Origin of the sequence: Roseibium sp. SCP14 (assembly GCF_040329475.1) — a bacterium.
Lineage (GTDB): Bacteria > Pseudomonadota > Alphaproteobacteria > Rhizobiales > Stappiaceae > Roseibium.
Genome location: NZ_JBDZYH010000003.1, coordinates 356,522 through 376,295 on the forward strand (window position 1 = coordinate 356,522; position 19,774 = coordinate 376,295).

14 protein-coding genes and 4 tRNA genes are annotated in these 19,774 nt (G+C 54.8%); all 18 read left to right on the forward strand.

Annotated elements, in window-relative coordinates; genetic code table 11:
* The first annotated feature begins 338 nt into the window (after positions 1-338).
* On the forward strand, positions 339-1,880 hold the full coding sequence (locus ABLQ08_RS14280) for an NAD(P)H-hydrate dehydratase (protein WP_352943430.1): 1,542 nt from the start codon (positions 339-341) through the stop codon (positions 1,878-1,880).
* Positions 1,881-1,963: 83 nt separating this feature from the next.
* Positions 1,964-2,048, forward strand: a tRNA-Leu gene (locus ABLQ08_RS14285).
* A gap of 379 nt (positions 2,049-2,427) precedes the next feature.
* Positions 2,428-3,078 (forward strand): pyridoxamine 5'-phosphate oxidase family protein, encoded by a 651-nt coding sequence (locus ABLQ08_RS14290; RefSeq protein WP_352943433.1) that lies wholly within the window; start codon positions 2,428-2,430, stop codon positions 3,076-3,078.
* A 367-nt stretch (positions 3,079-3,445) separates the two neighbouring features.
* The gene (gene tig / locus ABLQ08_RS14295) at positions 3,446-4,795 is read left to right on the forward strand and encodes a trigger factor (protein ID WP_352943436.1); all 1,350 of its coding nucleotides are present in this window, start codon (positions 3,446-3,448) and stop codon (positions 4,793-4,795) included.
* Positions 4,796-4,996: 201 nt separating this feature from the next.
* Positions 4,997-5,632 carry an ATP-dependent Clp protease proteolytic subunit gene (locus ABLQ08_RS14300; RefSeq protein ID WP_352943439.1) on the forward strand — a complete coding sequence of 212 codons (636 nt, stop codon included), beginning with the start codon at positions 4,997-4,999 and terminating at the stop codon, positions 5,630-5,632.
* Positions 5,633-5,872: 240 nt separating this feature from the next.
* Positions 5,873-7,138, forward strand: a complete 1,266-nt coding sequence (gene clpX / locus ABLQ08_RS14305; protein ID WP_352943442.1) for an ATP-dependent Clp protease ATP-binding subunit ClpX — start codon at positions 5,873-5,875, stop codon at positions 7,136-7,138.
* Positions 7,139-7,471: 333 nt separating this feature from the next.
* Positions 7,472-9,901, forward strand: coding sequence for an endopeptidase La (gene lon / locus ABLQ08_RS14310; protein WP_352943445.1), 2,430 nt, complete (start codon positions 7,472-7,474; stop codon positions 9,899-9,901).
* 188 nt (positions 9,902-10,089) lie between these two features.
* A complete protein-coding gene (locus ABLQ08_RS14315; RefSeq protein WP_352943448.1) occupies positions 10,090-10,365 on the forward strand; it encodes an HU family DNA-binding protein in 276 nt (91 codons plus the stop codon).
* 889 nt (positions 10,366-11,254) lie between these two features.
* Positions 11,255-11,330, forward strand: a tRNA-Val gene (locus ABLQ08_RS14320).
* Positions 11,331-11,666: 336 nt separating this feature from the next.
* Positions 11,667-13,325 (forward strand): Na/Pi cotransporter family protein, encoded by a 1,659-nt coding sequence (locus ABLQ08_RS14325; RefSeq protein ID WP_352943451.1) that lies wholly within the window; start codon positions 11,667-11,669, stop codon positions 13,323-13,325.
* Positions 13,326-13,611: 286 nt separating this feature from the next.
* Positions 13,612-13,688 (forward strand) — tRNA-Asp (locus ABLQ08_RS14330).
* 55 nt (positions 13,689-13,743) lie between these two features.
* Positions 13,744-13,820, forward strand: a tRNA-Asp gene (locus ABLQ08_RS14335).
* A 514-nt stretch (positions 13,821-14,334) separates the two neighbouring features.
* On the forward strand, positions 14,335-14,700 hold the full coding sequence (locus tag ABLQ08_RS14340) for an NADH-quinone oxidoreductase subunit A (RefSeq protein ID WP_352943454.1): 366 nt from the start codon (positions 14,335-14,337) through the stop codon (positions 14,698-14,700).
* Positions 14,691-15,269: a NuoB/complex I 20 kDa subunit family protein gene (locus tag ABLQ08_RS14345; RefSeq protein ID WP_094070950.1), complete on the forward strand. Its 579-nt coding sequence runs from the start codon at positions 14,691-14,693 to the stop codon at positions 15,267-15,269. The genes ABLQ08_RS14340 and ABLQ08_RS14345 overlap by 10 nt, the downstream gene beginning before the upstream one ends.
* Positions 15,270-15,359: 90 nt before the next feature.
* The gene (locus ABLQ08_RS14350) at positions 15,360-15,965 is read left to right on the forward strand and encodes an NADH-quinone oxidoreductase subunit C (RefSeq protein ID WP_352943457.1); all 606 of its coding nucleotides are present in this window, start codon (positions 15,360-15,362) and stop codon (positions 15,963-15,965) included.
* A gap of 11 nt (positions 15,966-15,976) precedes the next feature.
* On the forward strand, positions 15,977-17,161 hold the full coding sequence (locus ABLQ08_RS14355) for an NADH-quinone oxidoreductase subunit D (RefSeq protein WP_352943460.1): 1,185 nt from the start codon (positions 15,977-15,979) through the stop codon (positions 17,159-17,161).
* A gap of 81 nt (positions 17,162-17,242) precedes the next feature.
* Positions 17,243-18,442 carry an NADH-quinone oxidoreductase subunit E gene (locus ABLQ08_RS14360; protein WP_352943463.1) on the forward strand — a complete coding sequence of 400 codons (1,200 nt, stop codon included), beginning with the start codon at positions 17,243-17,245 and terminating at the stop codon, positions 18,440-18,442.
* Between the two features lie 9 nt (positions 18,443-18,451).
* A complete protein-coding gene (gene nuoF, locus ABLQ08_RS14365; protein ID WP_352943465.1) occupies positions 18,452-19,753 on the forward strand; it encodes an NADH-quinone oxidoreductase subunit NuoF in 1,302 nt (433 codons plus the stop codon).
* Positions 19,754-19,774 lie beyond the last annotated feature (21 nt).

A 19,774-nucleotide genomic window follows, 5' to 3' on the forward strand; every position in this document is an offset into this window, starting at 1 on the left:
CGGAAGTCTCGGCTGGCTCTTTATATGTCGGAAGGTCCGGGCAAGCAGAAAAGTCACCCGGCAGGGACCGTTGCAATTTCGTTAGCATGATGCGTGCCAATCTGGATTGCAGACGAGTATTTTTTTGCAAATCGGGGAAATCCGCCAAAAAAAGTGGCAGAACTTTCCTTGTGCCATCCCTTTCGATTTTTGCGATGCGAAAACATTGCATATTTTGTGTGCAAACTGCCTAATAAATAAGCTCAAATTGTGATGTTTAAGTCATCACGGCCATGAAGCTCGACAAAGTTGCGCATCGCATGCAACGTGCCGCTCATGAGTATGGAGGCCTGTTTCGAATGATGTCCGAACCACTTCAGTCAAGATCCGTGATGTTAACGCCTGAAGAAATGGGGCGAGCGGACCGGTTGACAATTGAAAGGGGCGTGCCTGGCATAGACCTGATGGAGCAGGCGGGGCAAGCGGTGGCCCGGGCTGCTATGAAGTACGCGCCTCCAGGTGGTGATATTTTGATTGCATGTGGGCCGGGAAACAATGGTGGGGACGGTTTTGTTGCGGCGCGTTGCCTGAAGGCGGCTGGGTACGCGGTTCATGTCCGGCTGTTGAAAGATCCTGGTGCTCTCAAGGGAGATGCTCTGGTCGCCTTTGAGCGTATGGGGTCGTCTTACGAAGTGTCGGTGGAAGACGATCAAGTCGCATGCGATTTTATGAAGGATCTTGGGGCGGCAGATGTAGTGATAGATGCCATGTTTGGAGCCGGCCTTGATCGTCCACTGTCAGGTGCTGTTCTGCAGCTGGTGCGAGAGATCAATGGGTCTGGAGTGCCCGTTGTCGCCGTTGACCTTCCATCCGGGATCAATGGGGTCAATGGTGAGATTTTAGGTGATGCGATCCAATCGCGCGCGACAGTCACCTTCTTCAGGAAAAAGCCAGGGCATTTACTATATCCGGGGAGGGGATGTTGTGGCTCTGTGACAATTGCGGACATCGGAATTTGTGCAAGCGTTCTCGATGAGATCGTGCCCACTGTCTTCGAAAATACACCGGAGCTCTGGTTGTCGGAGTGGCCGATTCCGAACCCTCGGGGCCACAAATATAACAGAGGCCATGCGCTGGTCCTCGGTGGGCCGGTGAGTGCGACTGGCGCTGCCAGACTATCCGCAGATGCCGCACTTCGGGCAGGGGCGGGGTTGGTTACTCTGGCATCTCCTCCCGATGCATTGATGGTCAATGCGTGCCATCTCACTGCGGTGATGCTGAAAAAGGTGAAATCCGTCGAAGCGATTGCCGAGCTGTTGACGGATTGGCGCTTGAATACGGTCTTGATCGGTCCCGGTTACGGTGTCGGTGAGCAAACAGCAAAGGCTGTACGGGTCGTTCTGGAAGTTGGGCGGAAAGCGGTGCTGGACGCTGATGCGCTGACCAGTATCGCCGATGATCCGGAGCACCTCTACGAGCTAATCAAGTTCACCGGTGGTCCGGTTATTCTTACGCCGCATGGACGAGAATTCGAACGGCTGTTTCCGGACCTTGAGGGTGACAGGCTCAAAAAGGCCAGGCAGGCGGCGGAAAGGTCTGGTGCAGTTGTCATACTGAAAGGCCCAGACACAGTTATCGCAGCCCCTGATGGACGTGCAGCAATCAATTCAAATGCGTCGCCCTGGTTGGCGACTGCCGGTTCCGGCGACGTTCTTGCGGGAATTGCCGTCGGTCTGCTGGCGCAGCATGTTCCGGGCTTTGAAGCTGCCTGTCAGGCAGTCTGGCTGCACGGCGAAGCCGGGAAAATCGTCGGTCCGGGCTTGACGGCAGAAGACCTCGCGCCGGCGCTCCGGCCCGTTATTGCCTCGCTTGTGGACAAACAGGGGGAGGAGGGAAGCTGAGCGCACCTTTTTTCTTTGACGGAAAAATCTGTGGTGCTATAGAGGCCCCGCTTCAAACGCGGAGCGCCCAAAGCTCCAGCGTCGCGGATGTGGTGAAATTGGTAGACACGCCAGATTTAGGTTCTGGTGCCGCAAGGCGTGGGGGTTCAAGTCCCTCCATCCGCACCAAGCTTTTCTCCGGTACCGGACCTCGGTTTGCGTGAGTGTTCCTCGATCATAAGAATGTCTTAGGGTGTTGGCGTAACGATAAATCGTCGCGTTCAAGGCAAATGCACTCGTGTGGTTGCGTGCTTCGACGCTGTTTTCACAATTCACTCATTTTCGGTGGCTTGTGTCGGGAGCGTAGCTCTTGGAGCCGATAGATGATCAATACGTGACGAGCGCACCTCTATGTGGCTCAGTGCATCTGTTTCATTAGGGGGGGGGGTATGAGTGGCTGTGTTTGGCGGCTCTTGCAATCCTGGTAATGGACACAGGCTGGCCGAAGAATTGGTCAGCAGTTTCTGTCGATGAGAGTTTGAACGAGAAGAGTATTGGGGGGGATTTCATGGAAGAGTTCGAGGCAAATCCGGACTTCGTCATATCCGACGAACAGGCACTTAGAAGTCTTTTTCCCGCCGTAAATTCTCTTGCCGCCAGGAAGTGTCTGCAGGCTCTCGACGAACACGCACAGAACTTCATCAGGCGGTCGCCCTTCGTCTGCATCGGCACGCAGGACCTGAGTGCAAACGCTGATGTCAGTCCTCGTGGCGATCCTGCCGGTTTTGTTAAAATTCTTGATCGAAATACGTTGGCCATACCTGACAGGCCAGGCAACAACCGCCTCGATTCACTGATCAACATTCTTTCCAACCCAAGTGTTGGATTATTGTTCATCGTTCCGGGGTTTGACGACACCCTGCGCGTAAATGGGCGAGCTTTTCTGGTCAATGATCCTGATGTTCTTGAGGGGATGAGTGTGAAAGACCGCATTCCCAAACTCGCGATCATCGTGAAAGTGACCGAGGTCTTCATGCACTGCGCCAAGGCGTTTCGGCGTTCACAATTGTGGAACCCGGATCAGTATCAGGACCGCAATGAAATGCCATCGCTTTCAAAGATCATTCTGGATCAGACAACGGGAGTGCCGACTAGCGCGGATGAGATGCGCAGAATCGATGAAGAACTTGAGAATGAGTATGGGAAGACGATGTATTGATGAGAGGCCAAAGCGCAAAGGCAAGGCTTTGAAACTCTATTTGCGTTCCAGTTTAGTCGGAATGTAGCCGGATCAAGCATGATCCAAAATCCTGTCTGGTATTTTTACAATATGTCCGCGGTGTTGATCGATATGCGTGAAACGAGTTTTCTGGCGCCCATTTCGTCTCAATTCCGGCGTCTCCCCTTGACACTTTCGGGTCCAAGCTTTATCGCGCTCCCATCGTGCGTCTCGGACTCTATCCGGGACGATGCATTGCTATTTGAACGCTCCTGAGAAAAGGGGAGTGCGGGCGGTGCGGCACACGGGATTTTAAAAACAGAACCTCCGGGGCGGATTGCCGCTGCGGATCGAGGATGCAAAACCCATGCAGGTAACTGAAACCCTCGCCGAGGGCCTCAAGCGAGAGCTCAAAATCGACATTCCGGCCGGCGATCTCGCTGCCAAGCTCGAAGATTACATGGCCGACCTGAAAGGCAAGGCCAACATCAAGGGCTTCCGTCCGGGCAAAGTGCCGGTCGCGCACCTGAAAAAGATGTACGGTCGCCAGGCAATGGCCGAGATCCTGTCGAATACCATCCAGGAAACCACTCAGAAAGCCGTTGAAGAGCGCTCCGAGCGCCCGGCTCTGACACCGGAAATCGACCTGCCGGAAGAAGAAGCAGAAAAGATCATGGCAGGCGATGCCGATCTTTCCTTCAAGATGACCTACGACATTCTGCCGGAATTCGAGATCGTTGATTTCGCTGGAATCGAAATCGAGCGTCCGGTCGTTGAAATTGCCGACGAGGAAGTCGACACCCAGGTTGCCGACATCGCCAAGAACAACACCCCGTTCGACACCAAGGACGGTGCTGCCGAAGACGGCGACCGCGTCACCATGTCTTACCTCGGCAAGATCGACGGTGAGCCGTTTGAAGGTGGTGCTGACGAGAACGGCCAGCTCGTGCTCGGTTCCGGCCAGTTCATCCCGGGCTTCGAAGATCAGCTGATCGGCGCCAAGGCTGGTGATGAGAAGGTCGTGGAAGTGACTTTCCCGGAAGACTATCCGGCAGCTCATCTGGCAGGCAAGGCAGCTACTTTTGACGTTGAGGTCAAGGAAGTTGCCGCTCCTGGCGAAGCTACGATCGACGATGAATTTGCGAAGGGGCTCGGCCTTGAGTCTCTCGACAAGCTGAAGGAAATCGTTCGCGGCCAGATCGAAAGTCAGTTCGGTGCGATGACCCGTCAACGCGTGAAGCGTCAGCTGCTCGACAAGCTCGACGAGCACTACTCCTTCGAACTGCCTGAAAAACTGCTGAACTCCGAGTTCGACGTTGTCTGGCGTCAGGTCGAAGAAGACATGAAGCGCAACGAAAAGACCTTCGAAGACGAAGACACCACGGAAGAAGAGGCGAAAGCGGAATACCGCAAGATCGCTGAGCGCCGTGTCCGTCTCGGCCTGGTTCTTTCCGAAATCGGCGAAAAGAACGAAATCCAGGTCACCGACGAAGAACTGCAGCGCGCTCTTTACGACCGTGTCCGCCAGTTCCCGGGTCAGGAGCAGCAGGTGTTCGAATTCTACAAGAACAACCAGCAGGCTCTCGCTTCCCTGCGTGCGCCTATCTACGAAGAAAAAGTCGTCGATTTCATGCTGGAACTTGCAAAGGTCTCCGACAAGACCGTGACCAAGGAAGAGCTTGAAAAGCTGGTCGCTGAAGATGAGGAAGACGCATAAGCGTTTTCCAAAAAATCCCCAGGTGCGGAGTGAACTTTAACCTTGCCTTCACGCCGCATCTGTCATGACTTTGCGAATGGAGCGACATCTCATATATACGGGATGTCGCTTTTTTCGAGTCAGGCCCCTGATCGATGCGCTTCAAGGGTCTGTGTTTTGCCTGGGCTTCTCCGGGCATCATCTCAAGCATATGGATGAGGTATGAAGGATCCTGTCGATATCTACATGAACACTCTCGTGCCGATGGTCGTCGAACAGACGAACCGGGGCGAGCGGGCCTTCGATATCTACTCGCGCTTGCTGAAGGAGCGCATCATCTTCCTCACCGGTCCGGTTGAGGATCACATGGCAACCCTGGTGAGCGCACAGTTGCTCTACCTGGAAGCGGAAAACCCGACCAAGGAAATCGCAATCTATATCAACTCACCTGGAGGTCTCGTTACTTCCGGTCTTGCGATTTACGACACGATGCAGTTCATCCGCCCTGCGGTGTCCACCTTGTGTATCGGTCAGGCCGCGTCCATGGGCTCGCTTTTGCTGGGCGCCGGTGAAAAGGATATGCGATTCATCCTTCCGAATGCGCGTGTGATGGTTCACCAGCCGTCCGGTGGATTCCGTGGTCAGGCGGCCGATATCATGCTTCATGCACAGGAAATCCTGGCGATGAAGCGCCGGCTCAATGAAATCTACGTGAAGCACACCGGGCAAAGCCTCGATCAGGTTGAAGAAGCGCTCGAGCGCGATAACTTCATGACTGCTGAAAAGGCTAAGGAATTCGGTATCGTAGACAATGTGATCACCGATCGCTCAACCCTCGGCGGCGAGAGCGGCGACTGATCGGACTAACCCGGCCTTAAGCATGGATTGAAATTCCATGAATAAGGCCGGAAAATCCCGGAAGGATGCCGGGTTTTCATCTTCGCTTTAAACCTATATTGATTTTTACGGGCGAAGCATGATGACATCACTCTTGGAAGAGGCGTACGCGAGGCGTCCCTTCAAAACCGGTTAGGTCATAATTTGGCCGCAACCGGGCAGATAAGGGGAGATACTCCCCACAAACGCGAGGTTGACTACATGACCAAGGCCAGCGGCAGCGATTCCAAGAATACGCTTTACTGCTCCTTCTGCGGCAAGAGCCAGCACGAAGTTCGCAAGCTGATCGCCGGCCCGACTGTTTTCATTTGCGATGAATGTGTCGAGCTGTGCATGGATATCATCCGTGAGGAAAACAAATCCTCGCTGGTGAAGTCACGGGACGGAATCCCGACCCCTCAGGAAATTCGTGACGTTCTGGACGATTATGTCATCGGTCAGGGCAGTGCGAAGAAAGTTCTGTCGGTCGCCGTTCACAACCACTACAAACGCCTCAACCACGCATCGAAGAACAACGATGTGGAACTGGCAAAATCCAACATTCTGCTGGTCGGTCCGACCGGTTGCGGCAAGACGCTTCTGGCGCAAACCCTTGCCCGTATTCTGGATGTGCCGTTCACTATGGCTGACGCCACCACGCTGACCGAGGCAGGTTACGTCGGTGAAGATGTCGAGAACATCATTCTGAAGTTGCTCCAGTCCGCCGACTATAATGTCGAGCGCGCGCAGCGCGGCATCGTCTACATCGATGAGGTCGACAAGATCAGCCGCAAGGCCGATAACCCGTCGATCACGCGCGATGTTTCGGGTGAAGGCGTGCAGCAGGCATTGCTGAAGATCATGGAAGGCACGGTTGCTTCCGTTCCGCCTCAGGGAGGTCGCAAGCATCCGCAGCAGGAATTCCTGCAGGTGGACACGACCAACATCCTGTTCATTTGCGGTGGTGCATTCGCTGGTCTCGACAAGATCATTTCCGATCGCGGTACCCAGACTTCCATCGGTTTCCAGGCCCAGGTTCATGCACCTGAAGACCGCCGCATCGGCGAACTGTTCTCCGAACTGGAACCGGAAGATCTGCTGAAGTTCGGTCTGATACCGGAGTTCGTGGGGCGTTTGCCCGTTATCGCGACGCTCGAGGATCTCGATGAGGACGCCCTGGTAACGATCCTGACCGAACCTAAGAACGCGCTCGTCAAGCAGTATCAGCGTCTCTTTGAAATGGAACAGGTCGAACTGGCGTTCCACGACGAGGCACTGAAGGCAATTGCCCGCAAGGCGATCGAGCGCAAGACCGGTGCCCGTGGACTTCGGTCCATTCTGGAATCGATCCTCCTGGACACGATGTACGAATTGCCTGGTCTCAAAGGTGTGAAGGAAGTTGTGATCTCGCCTGAAGTCGTGAAAGGCGAGGCGCGTCCGCTTTACATTTACGAGGATCGGGAAGAGACGTCTGCAACCAGCGCCTGAGGTTCTCAGGCCTGTTGATATGCAAGGAAAACAATGCCGCTCAAACTGAGCGGCATTTTGCTTTTTGGCGCATTTTCGCCGGGACGGTGTGCGTTTTCCACCGGTGGTGTGAGTCGTCAACAGACAAGACCCATTTGCAACGCAGCCCCGCCTTGACACCGGCTGGTCAGGTGTCCACCTAATAGGGCTAAAGAACGGCTCGTGCGAACCGTTGGCGCGCCCAGTTGGGGTGCTGCGGTTAGGCCTGTCGGGATGTCGACCCGAAAGCCGTTTTCCAGTGTTTTGGCTGCCTTTTGCTGAGTGGGGCCAGAGCACGCTGAGAAAGGATAAAAAATGAGCGACGCAGAAACCCGCGCCACCGAGCCTGACGGCACCGCTGTTTACCCCGTATTGCCCCTGCGCGACATTGTTGTCTTCCCGCACATGATTGTGCCGCTGTTTGTCGGCCGTGAGAAATCAATCAAGGCGCTGGAAGAGGTCATGACCACTGACAAGCATATTCTCCTGGCAACCCAGGTGAATGCTGCTGATGACGATCCCAACCCGGACCAGATCTACAAGGTCGGTACCCTTGCCACCGTATTGCAGCTGTTGAAACTGCCAGACAACACCGTGAAGGTGCTGGTCGAAGGCGGCGCTCGTGCGCAGATCGGCGAGTACAGCGACCGTAGCGACTATTTCGAAGCTTCTGCTACCGTTCTGCCGGAACGCGATGGTGAAAACATCGAGGTGGAAGCCTTGGCGCGCTCCGTCGTCTCGGAGTTCGAGAATTATGTGAAGCTCAACAAGAAGGTTTCTCCGGAAGTTCTCGGCGCGGTCAACCAGATCGATGATTACTCGAAGCTCGCCGACACGATTGCGTCTCACCTCGCTATCAAGATTCCTGAAAAGCAGGAGATTCTTGGCGTTGTCTCCGTTGCTGAGCGTCTGGAACGCGTTCTCGGCATGATGGAGAGTGAAATCTCCGTCCTGCAGGTCGAAAAGCGCATCCGCTCCCGTGTCAAGCGGCAGATGGAGAAGACACAGCGCGAGTACTACCTGAATGAGCAGATGAAAGCCATTCAGAAGGAACTTGGCGACAGCGAAGACGGCCGCGATGAAATCGCGGAGCTGGAAGAGAAGATCAAGAAGACCAAGCTGACCAAGGAAGCGCGCGAACGTGCGGCCGCGGAGATCAAGAAGCTCAAGCAGATGAGCCCGATGTCCGCAGAAGCAACGGTTGTACGCAACTACCTCGATTGGCTGATCGGTATTCCGTGGAGCAAGAAGTCCAAGGTCAAGCATGACCTGGCGTTTGCCGAGAAGGTTCTCGACACCGACCACTACGGTCTCGATAAGGTCAAGGAACGCATTGTCGAGTACCTGGCGGTTCAGAGCCGGGCGAACAAGCTGCGCGGTCCGATTCTCTGCCTCGTCGGGCCTCCTGGCGTCGGCAAGACATCGCTCGGTAAATCCATTGCGAAAGCAACCGGACGCGAGTTTGTGCGCATGTCGCTTGGTGGCGTGCGCGATGAAGCTGAAATCCGCGGTCACCGCCGCACTTACATCGGCTCAATGCCCGGCAAGGTCATTCAGTCGATGAAGAAAGCCAAGAAGTCCAATCCGCTCTTCCTGCTCGATGAAATCGACAAGATGGGCATGGACTTCCGCGGTGATCCGTCTTCAGCTCTGCTCGAGGTACTCGATCCGGAACAGAACTCCTCCTTCATGGATCACTATCTTGAGGTCGAGTACGACCTTTCGGATGTGATGTTCGTGACCACGGCCAATACGCTGAATATTCCAGGTCCCCTGATGGATCGTATGGAAATCATTCGGATTGCCGGTTACACGGAAGAGGAAAAGGTGGAAATCTGCCGCCGTCACCTCATTCCGAAGGCGGAGAAAGATCACGGACTGCGCGATGGCGAGTTCAAGATCGAAGACGATGCTTTGCAGTTCGTCGTCCGCCGCTATACGCGCGAAGCCGGTGTGCGTAACCTTGAACGTGAAATGGCAACCTTGGCCCGTAAGGCAGTCAAGGAGATCCTGATGAGCGACAAGGAAAGCATCACGGTGACGCCGGAAGTGGTTGAAGACTATCTCGGTGTGCCGCGGTACCGCTATGGTGAAGCTGAGCTTGAAGATCAGGTTGGTGTCGTAACCGGACTGGCATGGACCGAAGTTGGCGGCGAGTTGCTGACAATCGAAGGCGTCATGATGCCGGGTAAAGGCAAGATGACCGTCACCGGTAACCTGAAGGACGTGATGAAGGAGTCGATTTCCGCGGCTGCTTCCTACGTTCGCTCTCGTTCAGTTGACTTCGGTATTGAGCCGCCCAAGTTCGACAAGACTGATATCCACGTGCACGTTCCTGAAGGGGCAACCCCCAAGGATGGTCCGTCCGCAGGTATCGCAATGGCAACGGCGGTCATCTCGACCATGACCGGAATTCCGGTTCGGCGCGATGTGGCCATGACCGGTGAGATTACCCTGCGTGGTCGTGTGCTGCCGATCGGTGGTCTGAAGGAAAAACTGCTCGCCGCACTGCGCGGTGGAATCAAGTTGGTGATGATCCCGGAAGACAATGCCAAAGATCTGGCTGACATTCCGGATTCGGTCAAAAACTCGCTTGAGATCATCCCGGTTTCCGGCATGGAAGAGGTTCTGAAAAACGCTCTTGTCCGCCTTCCGGAGCCGATCGAGTGGGACGAAAACGCTGCTGAAGCGGCTGCAAAAGCGGGTGAGTCGGAAAAGGACAAGTCCGGCGTTTTGGCTCACTAAAGGCAAAATTGCAGTGCACAAAATGGCAAGCCCCGGCTCAACCGGGGCTTTTCCTTTGAATAATCGGGCAAAATGGCTGTTTTCTGCGAAAAAACCACTTGCGTTTCGTTTCATTTCGCCCGAATTTCGCGCTAACGGCGCTGACAGGAATCGTCGGCACTCTGCCGTTTCTTAGAAAGGTATCTGCTATGAATAAGAACGATCTGATCGCAGCTGTTGCAGAAAAGACCGGCCTGACAAAGGCGCAGGCAGGCGAAGCAGTTGACGCAACTTTTGATGCAGTCACTCAGACGCTGAAAGGCGGCGACGAAGTCCGCATCATCGGTTTTGGTAACTTCACGGTTTCCGAGCGTGCAGCAACCGAAGGCCGTAACCCGCGGACTGGCGAAACGATCCAGATCCCGGCTTCTAAGACGCCGAAGTTCAAGGCTGGTAAAGGCCTGAAGGACGCAGTGAACGGCTAATCGTTCAAAGACTGTTTGTCTTGAATTACCCCGTGCCCGAGTTATTCGGCACGGGGTTTTTCGTTTTAAGGAGGTTCAAGACTAGGTTGATGAAAATTTGAAAGTCAGATGTATCAAGACATTGAAAGCGTCTGTTTTGGTTTTAAGGAGCTCGTTGAGTTTCCATAAATTTCATTTTTGAAATGTGGCCTCGTCCCCGTAGAGACGCGGTTACGACCGATAGTTTCGCCTCATCGTAAAAGACGCTATCGATACCTTGTTGTCGCGCTTTGGGCGAAGACGAGCTTTTTGGGGCTCAGGTTCGACCAAACAGCCGAGCACAGGGATTTGTATTGCCAGTTGCAAAGAAGCAGGTTGGTCAATTGCAGACGATCAAAGCGAACCTTCATCTTGTCTACCAAATTTGTTTCCGTTCACTGGTCAGTAACGCGAATTTTTGAAACCGATTCAGGGTCTGACTTCGAAGAGAAGACTTGGCTAAGGCTGAAGCTTGGCGAAGGCTCTTCAGCTCAACAATATTCGCTGGCGAATTCGAGATCGGATTTTGGTTGGAAGTGATTTGGTACTTCGAATCGCGAGAAGAGAAGAACAGTCAGAGTGCGGTATCTCCTACCAGTTCACGGCAGTTTCGATTCACAATTCCGAATCTGTCACGCGAGTGGGGAAGGGAGGAGAGAGCTACTTCCAGGCACTTCTTTTTGTCCGACATTTTTCAAAAGCGCCACTCGAACCTTCGGAGCCATGGGTAGCCAATTGGTGGTAAGATTTCTCGTGTGTCCGGACTTTTTTCTGACTGTCATCCACAGGCGGATCAATGAGAAATCATTTTCTTTCAATTTGCTCTTGCCAAGCGGAATGGGACCTCCTAAAAGGCGTCTCACCTCGTTGAGGGCGATTAGCTCAGTTGGTAGAGCGCTTCGTTTACACCGAAGATGTCGGGAGTTCGAGTCTCTCATCGCCCACCATTCTCCCTTCTTTTGAACGTCTTGAAACGCCTCGGTATTCTGCACCGCGGTTGGGTTTCTTTGCGATCTTTCTTTTTCTTTTTTGTGTTTCTTGTTGGCGAAAGCCAAAAAGCCGTATCTCGGTTTTGCATCTCACCAACGGTTTTGCGGTCACCTTCGACGGTCGCTGATTCAATCGCCAATTAGTTGATTGCCCAGCAGACAGACCCTGCAGCGAGTCCGTAAAATTGAAGTTATGCACTGAGTGCGTCTTTCTGCTTGTTTTATAGCTGCTTTCGCGTTTATAAGTTTCACCGGCTAAATAAAAAACGACACAGAAATAGAAGTTTATCCGAAATGGCGATTCTCATTTTGATCAAGATGCTTGGTGCGGTGATGCTGCTCCTATATGCGGTTCGTATGGTGCGGACCGGATTTGAGAGAGCGTCGGGCCCTGCGTTGCGGCGTACGATCAGCAAGGCGGCTTCGGGTCGGGTAACGGGCGCCTTTTCAGGCATGGTGGTTGCCATTCTTCTTCAAAGCGCGACCGCGGTTGCCGTTCTGGCGGCGGGTTTTGCCACGTCCGGTATTTTGACCACTGCAGCGGGATTGGCGGTTCTTCTGGGTGCAGATCTCGGTTCTTCGCTTGTAGTGCAGTTCCTGGTTTTCGATCTCAGCTGGCTGGTACCGCTTTTACTCGCGGTGGGAGCCTGGCTGTTTTTGAAAGTTGAAAACCGGACGGTAAAACAGGCCGGACGCATTCTGATTGGGATTGCACTCGTCCTGATCTCGCTTCAGATGATCGGGGAATCGACAGTACCCTTGAAAGAGGCGCAATTCATGCCTCTGATCGCGTCTTATCTGGCCGCTGACGCGCCGACCGCCCTCGCTGTAGGGGCGTTGCTCGCTTTCCTGATCCATTCAAGCGTGGCAGCCGTGCTGATGATTGCTGCCTTTGTTCAAAAGGCTGGTCTTCCGCTCGAGGCCGCCGTGCCCCTGGTGCTCGGTGCCAACATAGGAGCAGGGGCTGTTGCCTTGTGGCTGACACGAGGAATGGAGCACAAAGCCAGACTTCTGCCGCTTGGAAACTTCATCTTCCGAACCGCTGGTGCTGCTGTTGCCCTTTTGCTTGTGACGTCCATTCAGTTGCCGTTTGAAAGTTTGGGCAATGTTCCGGCGCAGCAATTGGTCTCGGTTCATATTCTGTTCAATCTGGCTTTGGTAACCGTTTGCTTGCCGCTCACCGGGCCAATGGCAAGACTGGTCGAGATACTCATGCCGGACAAAGGGGCTTCGGTGGAAGGGGAGCAGACTACCCCCAAGAGTGCGCTAGATCAGCGGGTTGTACACGTTCCCCGGCTGGCGCTTGCCAGCGCCACCCGAGAGCTGCTGCGCATGGGGGAAGAGGTCGAGATCATGGCACGACCCGTCATGATGATGTTGGAGAACGGCAGCTTTGAAGAAATTCACCGGCTCCAGCAAATGGACGCAAGCGTCAATACCATTCATTCGGAGGTCAAACTTTACATCGCAGAGGTGAATCGTGGGGAGCTGACATCCGAAGAAGCAGAGCGAAGTCTGGAATTGGCGAGTTTTGCGATCAATCTGGAACGTGCCGGCGACCTTGTGTCGAAGAACCTTCTGGAGCGTGCCCGGGAATTGCGGGAGAACAAGATCAGCTTTTCAAAAGAGGGCCAGAGAGAACTGGAAAGCATGCATGACCGTGTCCTGGCAAACATGCAGCTGGCACTAAATGTGCTCGTATCAGGCGATGTTGCTTCTGCCCGCGAACTGATAGCCGAGAAAGACAGGATGCGCCTGCTTGAAAAGGAATGCCACGACCGACACCTCAACAGGCTGAAGTCCCGTACGCCTGAGAGCATTGAATCAAGCAACGCCCATATGGAAGTTGTCAGAAGCCTGAAGGAGATCAATTCGCTTTTCGCAACAGTTGCCGTGCCGATCCTCGCACGGGAAGGGCAGCTTATGGAAAGCCGTTTGGTTCCGGCTGAATGAGTTTTGAGACGTTTGAAAAGGTCGAAACTCGCGAAGCACTTTTCAGTGTTCAAAGGATTTGATTTGTCTTGAGCAAAAAAAGATCCGGGCAGATATTTTTTTGAAAAATCCGGTGTTGGGAGAATAAGTTATCCACATTGAAAAGCGACGACTTTCGAGTGGAAAAACCGGGTTGTCTGCGGCTTTGTCAAAAAACGGCAATTTGAATGCAATAGGGAGCTTGACTTCCCCATCCAGCCGCCGTACATCAGCGCCACTTCGCGACGACATCACGTCGCCGCGCGAAGCGGGTGTAGCTCAGTTGGTTAGAGTGCCGGCCTGTCACGCCGGAGGTCGCGGGTTCGAGCCCCGTCACTCGCGCCACTTAATTGTTAGCCGGTTCGGCTTGCTTTAAAGTGGCGCAATATACCGTGAATGTGCGGGTGTAGCTCAGTTGGTTAGAGTGCCGGCCTGTCACGCCGGAGGTCGCGGGTTCGAGCCCCGTCACTCGCGCCACTCACGGTTTCCCTTATCGCCTCAGGCGTTTCTCTCAAAGAATTGATACATTGCATCAACGCTGAAAAGCGTTGTGCGTGGTCTTGTCATGCACATGTTTGATTGGCTGTAGCGACCCCTTGTCTCATCCTAGGGGAACTACGTACAATTCCTTCAGTTTGCTTCACTTTTGCAAACACCAGCAAATCCGCGCTGATTCTGCGCCAAAGGTGGAAAACCCTTGAGGGTGCGGCACTATTCCCATTAGCATGTGCAAAGAAATTGGAATGATGCAAATTGGCTGAAACAAGGGAATTGCAGGCGGTCGATTGGAATTTGTGCCAAGTGTGGCAAGAGTTTGACCGGTAGGGGGTCTTGCGTTGCACCAAGTCGTATTATAAGCGTGCGCTCGCATGTTGGTTTCATTTGGCCGACGGGCGTAGCACGACCTGCCAGTTAAATGAGGCAAGAGGGTGCAAGGCCCAGGCTCCGGATCACCTCCCGATCCGCCTCCATATGCAAGGACGCGAAAAACATGGAAGAACTCTTGCGGGAATACGTCCCGATCGTCGTGTTCATCGGCATTGCGCTGGTGATCGGCCTTGCGCTGCTGATTTCACCTTTCTTGTTGGCCTACAAGAATCCGGACCCGGAAAAGCTGTCGGCCTATGAATGCGGCTTCAACGCCTTCGACGATGCGCGCATGAAGTTCGATGTGCGCTTTTACCTGGTCTCGATCCTGTTCATCATTTTCGACCTTGAGGTCGCCTTCCTGTTCCCCTGGGCAACGGTATTCGGCGAACTCGGTTGGTACGGGTTCTGGTCCATGATGATCTTCCTCGGCGTTCTAACCGTTGGCTTTATCTACGAATGGAAAAAAGGAGCGCTGGAATGGGATTGACCACGACCGAGCCGCTCGTTGCTCCGAAACCGAAGGGGATCATTGACCCGAATACCGGAAATCCGGTGGGGGCAGATGACGCCTTTTTCCTCGAAGTGAACAATGAACTTGCCGACAAGGGCTTTCTCGTTACTTCGACCGACAACCTTATCCAATGGGCCCGTACTGGCTCCTTGATGTGGATGACGTTCGGCCTGGCTTGCTGCGCCGTTGAAATGATGCAGATGTCCATGCCGCGTTATGACGCTGAACGTTTCGGTTTCGCACCGCGCGCATCTCCGCGTCAGTCGGATGTCATGATCGTTGCAGGTACGCTGACCAACAAGATGGCACCGGCCTTGCGCAAGGTTTACGACCAGATGCCAGAACCGCGCTATGTCATCTCAATGGGATCATGCGCCAATGGCGGTGGTTATTACCACTATTCCTATTCGGTAGTGCGCGGCTGCGACCGGGTTGTTCCGGTTGATATCTATGTGCCCGGCTGTCCTCCGACAGCAGAAGCTCTGCTCTACGGCGTTCTGATGTTGCAAAAAAAGATCCGCCGTACCGGTACGATCGAAAGATAATGAATTTGCCGCCCACAAGGGCGGCGGATTTTTAAAGAATTGGCGTTTTACGCCGCGATTTGAGACTCCTGGGGAGTGAGGTCGAAAACGATGGACGAGACTTTGAAGGAACTCGCTGAGCACATTGAGCTCGGCTTGGGTGAGTCCCTTGAGTCCTGGAAGGTCGAATACGGTGAGCTGACGCTGATCGTGAGCGCGACCAATATTCTCGATGTGATCCGCTTTTTGCGCGACAACAGCTCATGCAAGTTCGTCAACCTGACGGATATTTGCGGAGTTGACTACCCGTCTCGCGAAAAGCGTTTCGATGTTGTCTATCATTTCCTGTCTCCAGTGCAGAACCAGCGCATCCGCGTAAAGACAATGACCGACGAGACAACTCCGGTCGCTTCTCTGACGCCATTGTTTCCCGGTGCTGAGTGGTTCGAACGCGAAGCATATGACATGTACGGCATCCTGTTTTCGGGGCACCCGGATCTGCGTCGCATCCTGACCGACTACGGGTTTGATGGTCATCCGCTCCGCAAGGACTTCCCGGTAACGGGCTTTGTTGAAGTTCGCTACGACGACGAGAAGAAGCGCGTCGTCTATGAGCCGGTCCGCCTGAACCAGGAAATGCGGTCCTTCGATTTCCTCTCGCCATGGGAAGGCACGGACTACGTGCTACCGGGCGATGAAAAAGCAACGACGAATTAAGGCTGGTCCCGATGGCTGAAGCTCAAGTTCGAAACTTCAACATCAACTTCGGTCCGCAGCACCCTGCGGCGCACGGCGTTCTGCGTCTCGTGCTGGAGCTGGATGGCGAAGTGGTCACCCGTGTGGACCCGCATATCGGGCTGCTGCACCGTGGTACCGAAAAGCTGATCGAACAGAAAACCTACTTGCAGGCTGTTCCGTATTTCGATCGCCTCGATTACGTGGCGCCGATGAACCAGGAACATGCCTACGCCCTTGCCGTTGAGCGGCTGCTCGGCATCGAAGTTCCGAAGCGCGGGCAATTGATCCGTGTGCTTTATTCCGAGATCGGCCGTCTGCTGTCGCACTTGCTGAACGTGACGACGCAGGCGATGGACGTTGGTGCCCTTACGCCGCCACTTTGGGGCTTTGAGCCGCGTGAAGAACTCATGGTGTTCTACGAGCGCGCCTGCGGCGCCCGCATGCACGCTGCCTTTGTTCGCCCGGGAGGCGTTCACCAGGACCTGCCGCGCGATCTTCTCGATGATATCTGGGACTTCTGCGACCCTTTCCTGCAGACGCTCGACGACATCGAAGGCCTGCTGACAGACAACCGCATTTTCAAGCAACGCAACGTTGACATCGGTGTTGTCGATCTGGATGACGCTTGGGCGTGGGGCTTCTCCGGCGTCATGGTTCGCGGTTCCGGCGCCGCCTGGGATCTGCGCAAGTCACAGCCGTATGAGTGTTACTCCGAACTGGATTTCGATATTCCGATCGGCAAGAACGGCGACTGTTATGACCGGTACCTGATCCGCATGGAAGAAATGCGCCAGTCAGTCCGGATCATGAAACAGTGTCTGGAAAAGCTGACCGTGGAAACGGGCCCGATTTCCTCCGTCGACGGCAAGATCGTGCCGCCGAAGCGTGGAGAGATGAAGCGGTCCATGGAAGCGCTGATCCACCACTTCAAACTTTACACCGAGGGCTATCACGTCCCGGCTGGTGAAGTATACGCGGCTGTCGAGGCGCCCAAAGGCGAGTTCGGCGTATATCTGGTCGCTGACGGAACCAACAAGCCTTATCGCTGCAAGATCAAGGCGCCGGGATATGCTCACCTTCAGGCCATGGACTTCCTTTGCCGTGGCCACCTGCTCGCCGATGTCTCGGCGGTGCTGGGTTCCATGGATATCGTGTTCGGTGAGGTCGACCGCTGATGCGGGCGACCCGCCACAAATTTTCGACCCTGGCAGCCGTTCGTCCGGCTCCGGTCAGTGTGACAAAACGGGGATAACACCATGGCAGTTCGCCGACTTGCCGCGGAACAACCAGAAAGCTTTGAGTTCACCGAGAACAATCTCGCCTGGGCACAGAAGCTGATCGACCGTTATCCGGCTGGCCGTCAGGCCTCCGCGGTCATTCCGCTTTTGTGGCGTGCGCAGGAGCAGAATGACGGCTGGGTGAGCGAACCCGCGATCCGTTACGTCGCCAATCTGCTCGACATGCCGAAAATCCGCGTGCTGGAAGTGGCGACTTTCTACACGATGTTCCAGCTGCAGCCGGTCGGCAAAAAAGCGCACATTCAGGTTTGCGGCACGACACCCTGCCAGCTTCGCGGCTCGGAAGACCTGATCAAGATCTGCAAGTCCCGGATCGCCAAGCATATGCACGAGATTTCAGAGGACGGCATGTTCTCCTGGGAAGAGGTCGAGTGCCTTGGGGCCTGTGTCAACGCGCCGATGGTGCAGATTTTCAAGGACACCTACGAGGATCTGACCCCGGACAGCTTCAACAAGCTGATCGATGATATTTCCGCCGGCAATGAAGTCACGCCGGGTCCGCAGAACGGACGCCGGTTCGCCATGGCGGAAGGCGGTCAGACGAGCCTTTCTGAAATTGAAGATGGCACAGTCGGTGAGATGCCGAGAGCCCATCTCGTGGATGGCTCGGAAAGGGCGTCTCATGCTTTTGCCGGGGCGTCTATCAATGCTGGTGGCAATGATTTTGATGGCGTACCGACACCTGCCGAAGATGCGGTCGCCAAAGTAAGGGCAGACCATGCGGCGAAAGCGGTGAAAACCGCCGAAGCACCGGCTGCTGCTCCCGCAGAGAAGAAGGCAGAAACAACAGCCAAGAAGGATGAGCCCAAGGCTGATAAACCGGCTAAGACCAAAGCCGAAGCGTCATCCGTGGCTGAAAAAGAGCCCGAAATTCTCAAGGAAGCCCGCAAAGGCAAGCCTGATGATCTGAAGAAACTCAAAGGCGTCGGTCCGAAGCTGGAAGCGACGCTGAATGAGCTCGGCTTTTTCCACTTCGATCAGGTTGCAGGCTGGGGTGTTGAAGAAATCGCCTGGGTTGATAGCCGCCTGAAGTTCAAAGGCCGCATCGAACGGGACGGTTGGATCGAACAGGCACGGATCCTCGCTTCTGGCGATGAAACTGAATTTTCCAAGCGCGTGGAAGCCGGTGAAGTGGCTTCCTCCAAGAGCGAAGACTAGGGGGAAGAGATGCTGAAGGATCAGGATCGGATCTTCACCAATATCTACGGTCTGCATGACTGGGGTCTGGACGGCGCGAAGAAGCGCGGCCAGTGGGACAACACCAAGGGACTGCTCGACAAGGGACGCGACTGGATCATCCGGGAGATGAAAGATTCCGGCCTGCGCGGCCGTGGCGGTGCAGGCTTCCCGACCGGCCTCAAATGGTCGTTCATGCCCAAGGAATCTGACGGTCGTCCGGCTTACCTTGTGGTCAATGCCGACGAATCCGAGCCGGGAACCTGCAAGGACCGCGAAATTCTGCGTCACGACCCGCATACGCTGGTTGAAGGATGTCTTGTTGCCGGTTTCGCCATGGGGGCGGTCGCTGCTTACATCTATGTGCGCGGCGAGTTCATTCGCGAACGCGAACGCCTGCAGGCCGCGATCGACCAGGCATACGATGCCGGACTGATCGGCAAGAACAACAAGAACGGCTACGATTTCGACATCTATGTCCACCACGGAGCAGGCGCATATATCTGCGGTGAGGAAACCGCATTGCTGGAGAGCCTGGAAGGCAAGAAAGGCCAACCACGCCTGAAACCGCCATTTCCGGCGAATGTCGGTCTTTACGGTTGTCCGACGACCGTGAACAACGTTGAGTCTATTGCGGTTGCACCGACGATTTTGCGCCGGGGGGCTGCCTGGTTCTCGTCACTGGGACGTCCGAACAACACCGGAACCAAGCTTTTCTGCGTTTCCGGCCATGTCAATCAGCCGGCGACTTTCGAAGAGGAGCTCGGTGTTCCTTTCTCCGAGATGATCGACAAGCATTGCGGCGGCATCCGTGGAGGCTGGGACAACCTGCTGGCCGTAATTCCAGGTGGATCTTCCGTTCCATGCTGCACGGCCGAGCAGATCAAGGACGCGCCAATGGACTTCGACACGCTGCGCGGAATGGGGTCCGGCCTCGGCACCGCCGCAGTGATCGTCATGGACAAGTCCACGGACATCATCAAGGCAATTGCCCGCCTCAGCTACTTCTACAAGCACGAGAGCTGCGGACAGTGCACACCCTGCCGCGAAGGTACCGGCTGGATGTGGCGTGTGATGGAACGCATGGTCAAGGGTGAATCCTCCTATGAGGAAATCGACATGCTGTTCAAGGTCACCAAACAGGTTGAAGGGCACACAATTTGTGCCCTCGGGGATGCGGCTGCCTGGCCGATCCAGGGTTTGATCAAGAATTTCCGGCCGGTCATCGAGCAACGTATTGATGACTATGTAGCCAAGTCGAAGTCCGCTTCGACATTGGTCGCGGCTGAGTAAGCGGAACGGGATTTGGAGAGC

What these genes read in the sequence shown, in the direction of transcription:
- ABLQ08_RS14280 (WP_352943430.1), top strand. Translation starts at nt 339, where the DNA reads ATGATGTCCGAACCACTTCAGTCAAGATCCGTGATGTTAACGCCTGAA.
- ABLQ08_RS14290 (WP_352943433.1), top strand. Translation starts at nt 2,428, where the DNA reads ATGGAAGAGTTCGAGGCAAATCCGGACTTCGTCATATCCGACGAACAG.
- tig (WP_352943436.1), top strand. Translation starts at nt 3,446, where the DNA reads ATGCAGGTAACTGAAACCCTCGCCGAGGGCCTCAAGCGAGAGCTCAAA.
- ABLQ08_RS14300 (WP_352943439.1), top strand. Translation starts at nt 4,997, where the DNA reads ATGAAGGATCCTGTCGATATCTACATGAACACTCTCGTGCCGATGGTC.
- clpX (WP_352943442.1), top strand. Translation starts at nt 5,873, where the DNA reads ATGACCAAGGCCAGCGGCAGCGATTCCAAGAATACGCTTTACTGCTCC.
- lon (WP_352943445.1), top strand. Translation starts at nt 7,472, where the DNA reads ATGAGCGACGCAGAAACCCGCGCCACCGAGCCTGACGGCACCGCTGTT.
- ABLQ08_RS14315 (WP_352943448.1), top strand. Translation starts at nt 10,090, where the DNA reads ATGAATAAGAACGATCTGATCGCAGCTGTTGCAGAAAAGACCGGCCTG.
- ABLQ08_RS14325 (WP_352943451.1), top strand. Translation starts at nt 11,667, where the DNA reads ATGGCGATTCTCATTTTGATCAAGATGCTTGGTGCGGTGATGCTGCTC.
- ABLQ08_RS14340 (WP_352943454.1), top strand. Translation starts at nt 14,335, where the DNA reads ATGGAAGAACTCTTGCGGGAATACGTCCCGATCGTCGTGTTCATCGGC.
- ABLQ08_RS14345 (WP_094070950.1), top strand. Translation starts at nt 14,691, where the DNA reads ATGGGATTGACCACGACCGAGCCGCTCGTTGCTCCGAAACCGAAGGGG.
- ABLQ08_RS14350 (WP_352943457.1), top strand. Translation starts at nt 15,360, where the DNA reads ATGGACGAGACTTTGAAGGAACTCGCTGAGCACATTGAGCTCGGCTTG.
- ABLQ08_RS14355 (WP_352943460.1), top strand. Translation starts at nt 15,977, where the DNA reads ATGGCTGAAGCTCAAGTTCGAAACTTCAACATCAACTTCGGTCCGCAG.
- ABLQ08_RS14360 (WP_352943463.1), top strand. Translation starts at nt 17,243, where the DNA reads ATGGCAGTTCGCCGACTTGCCGCGGAACAACCAGAAAGCTTTGAGTTC.
- nuoF (WP_352943465.1), top strand. Translation starts at nt 18,452, where the DNA reads ATGCTGAAGGATCAGGATCGGATCTTCACCAATATCTACGGTCTGCAT.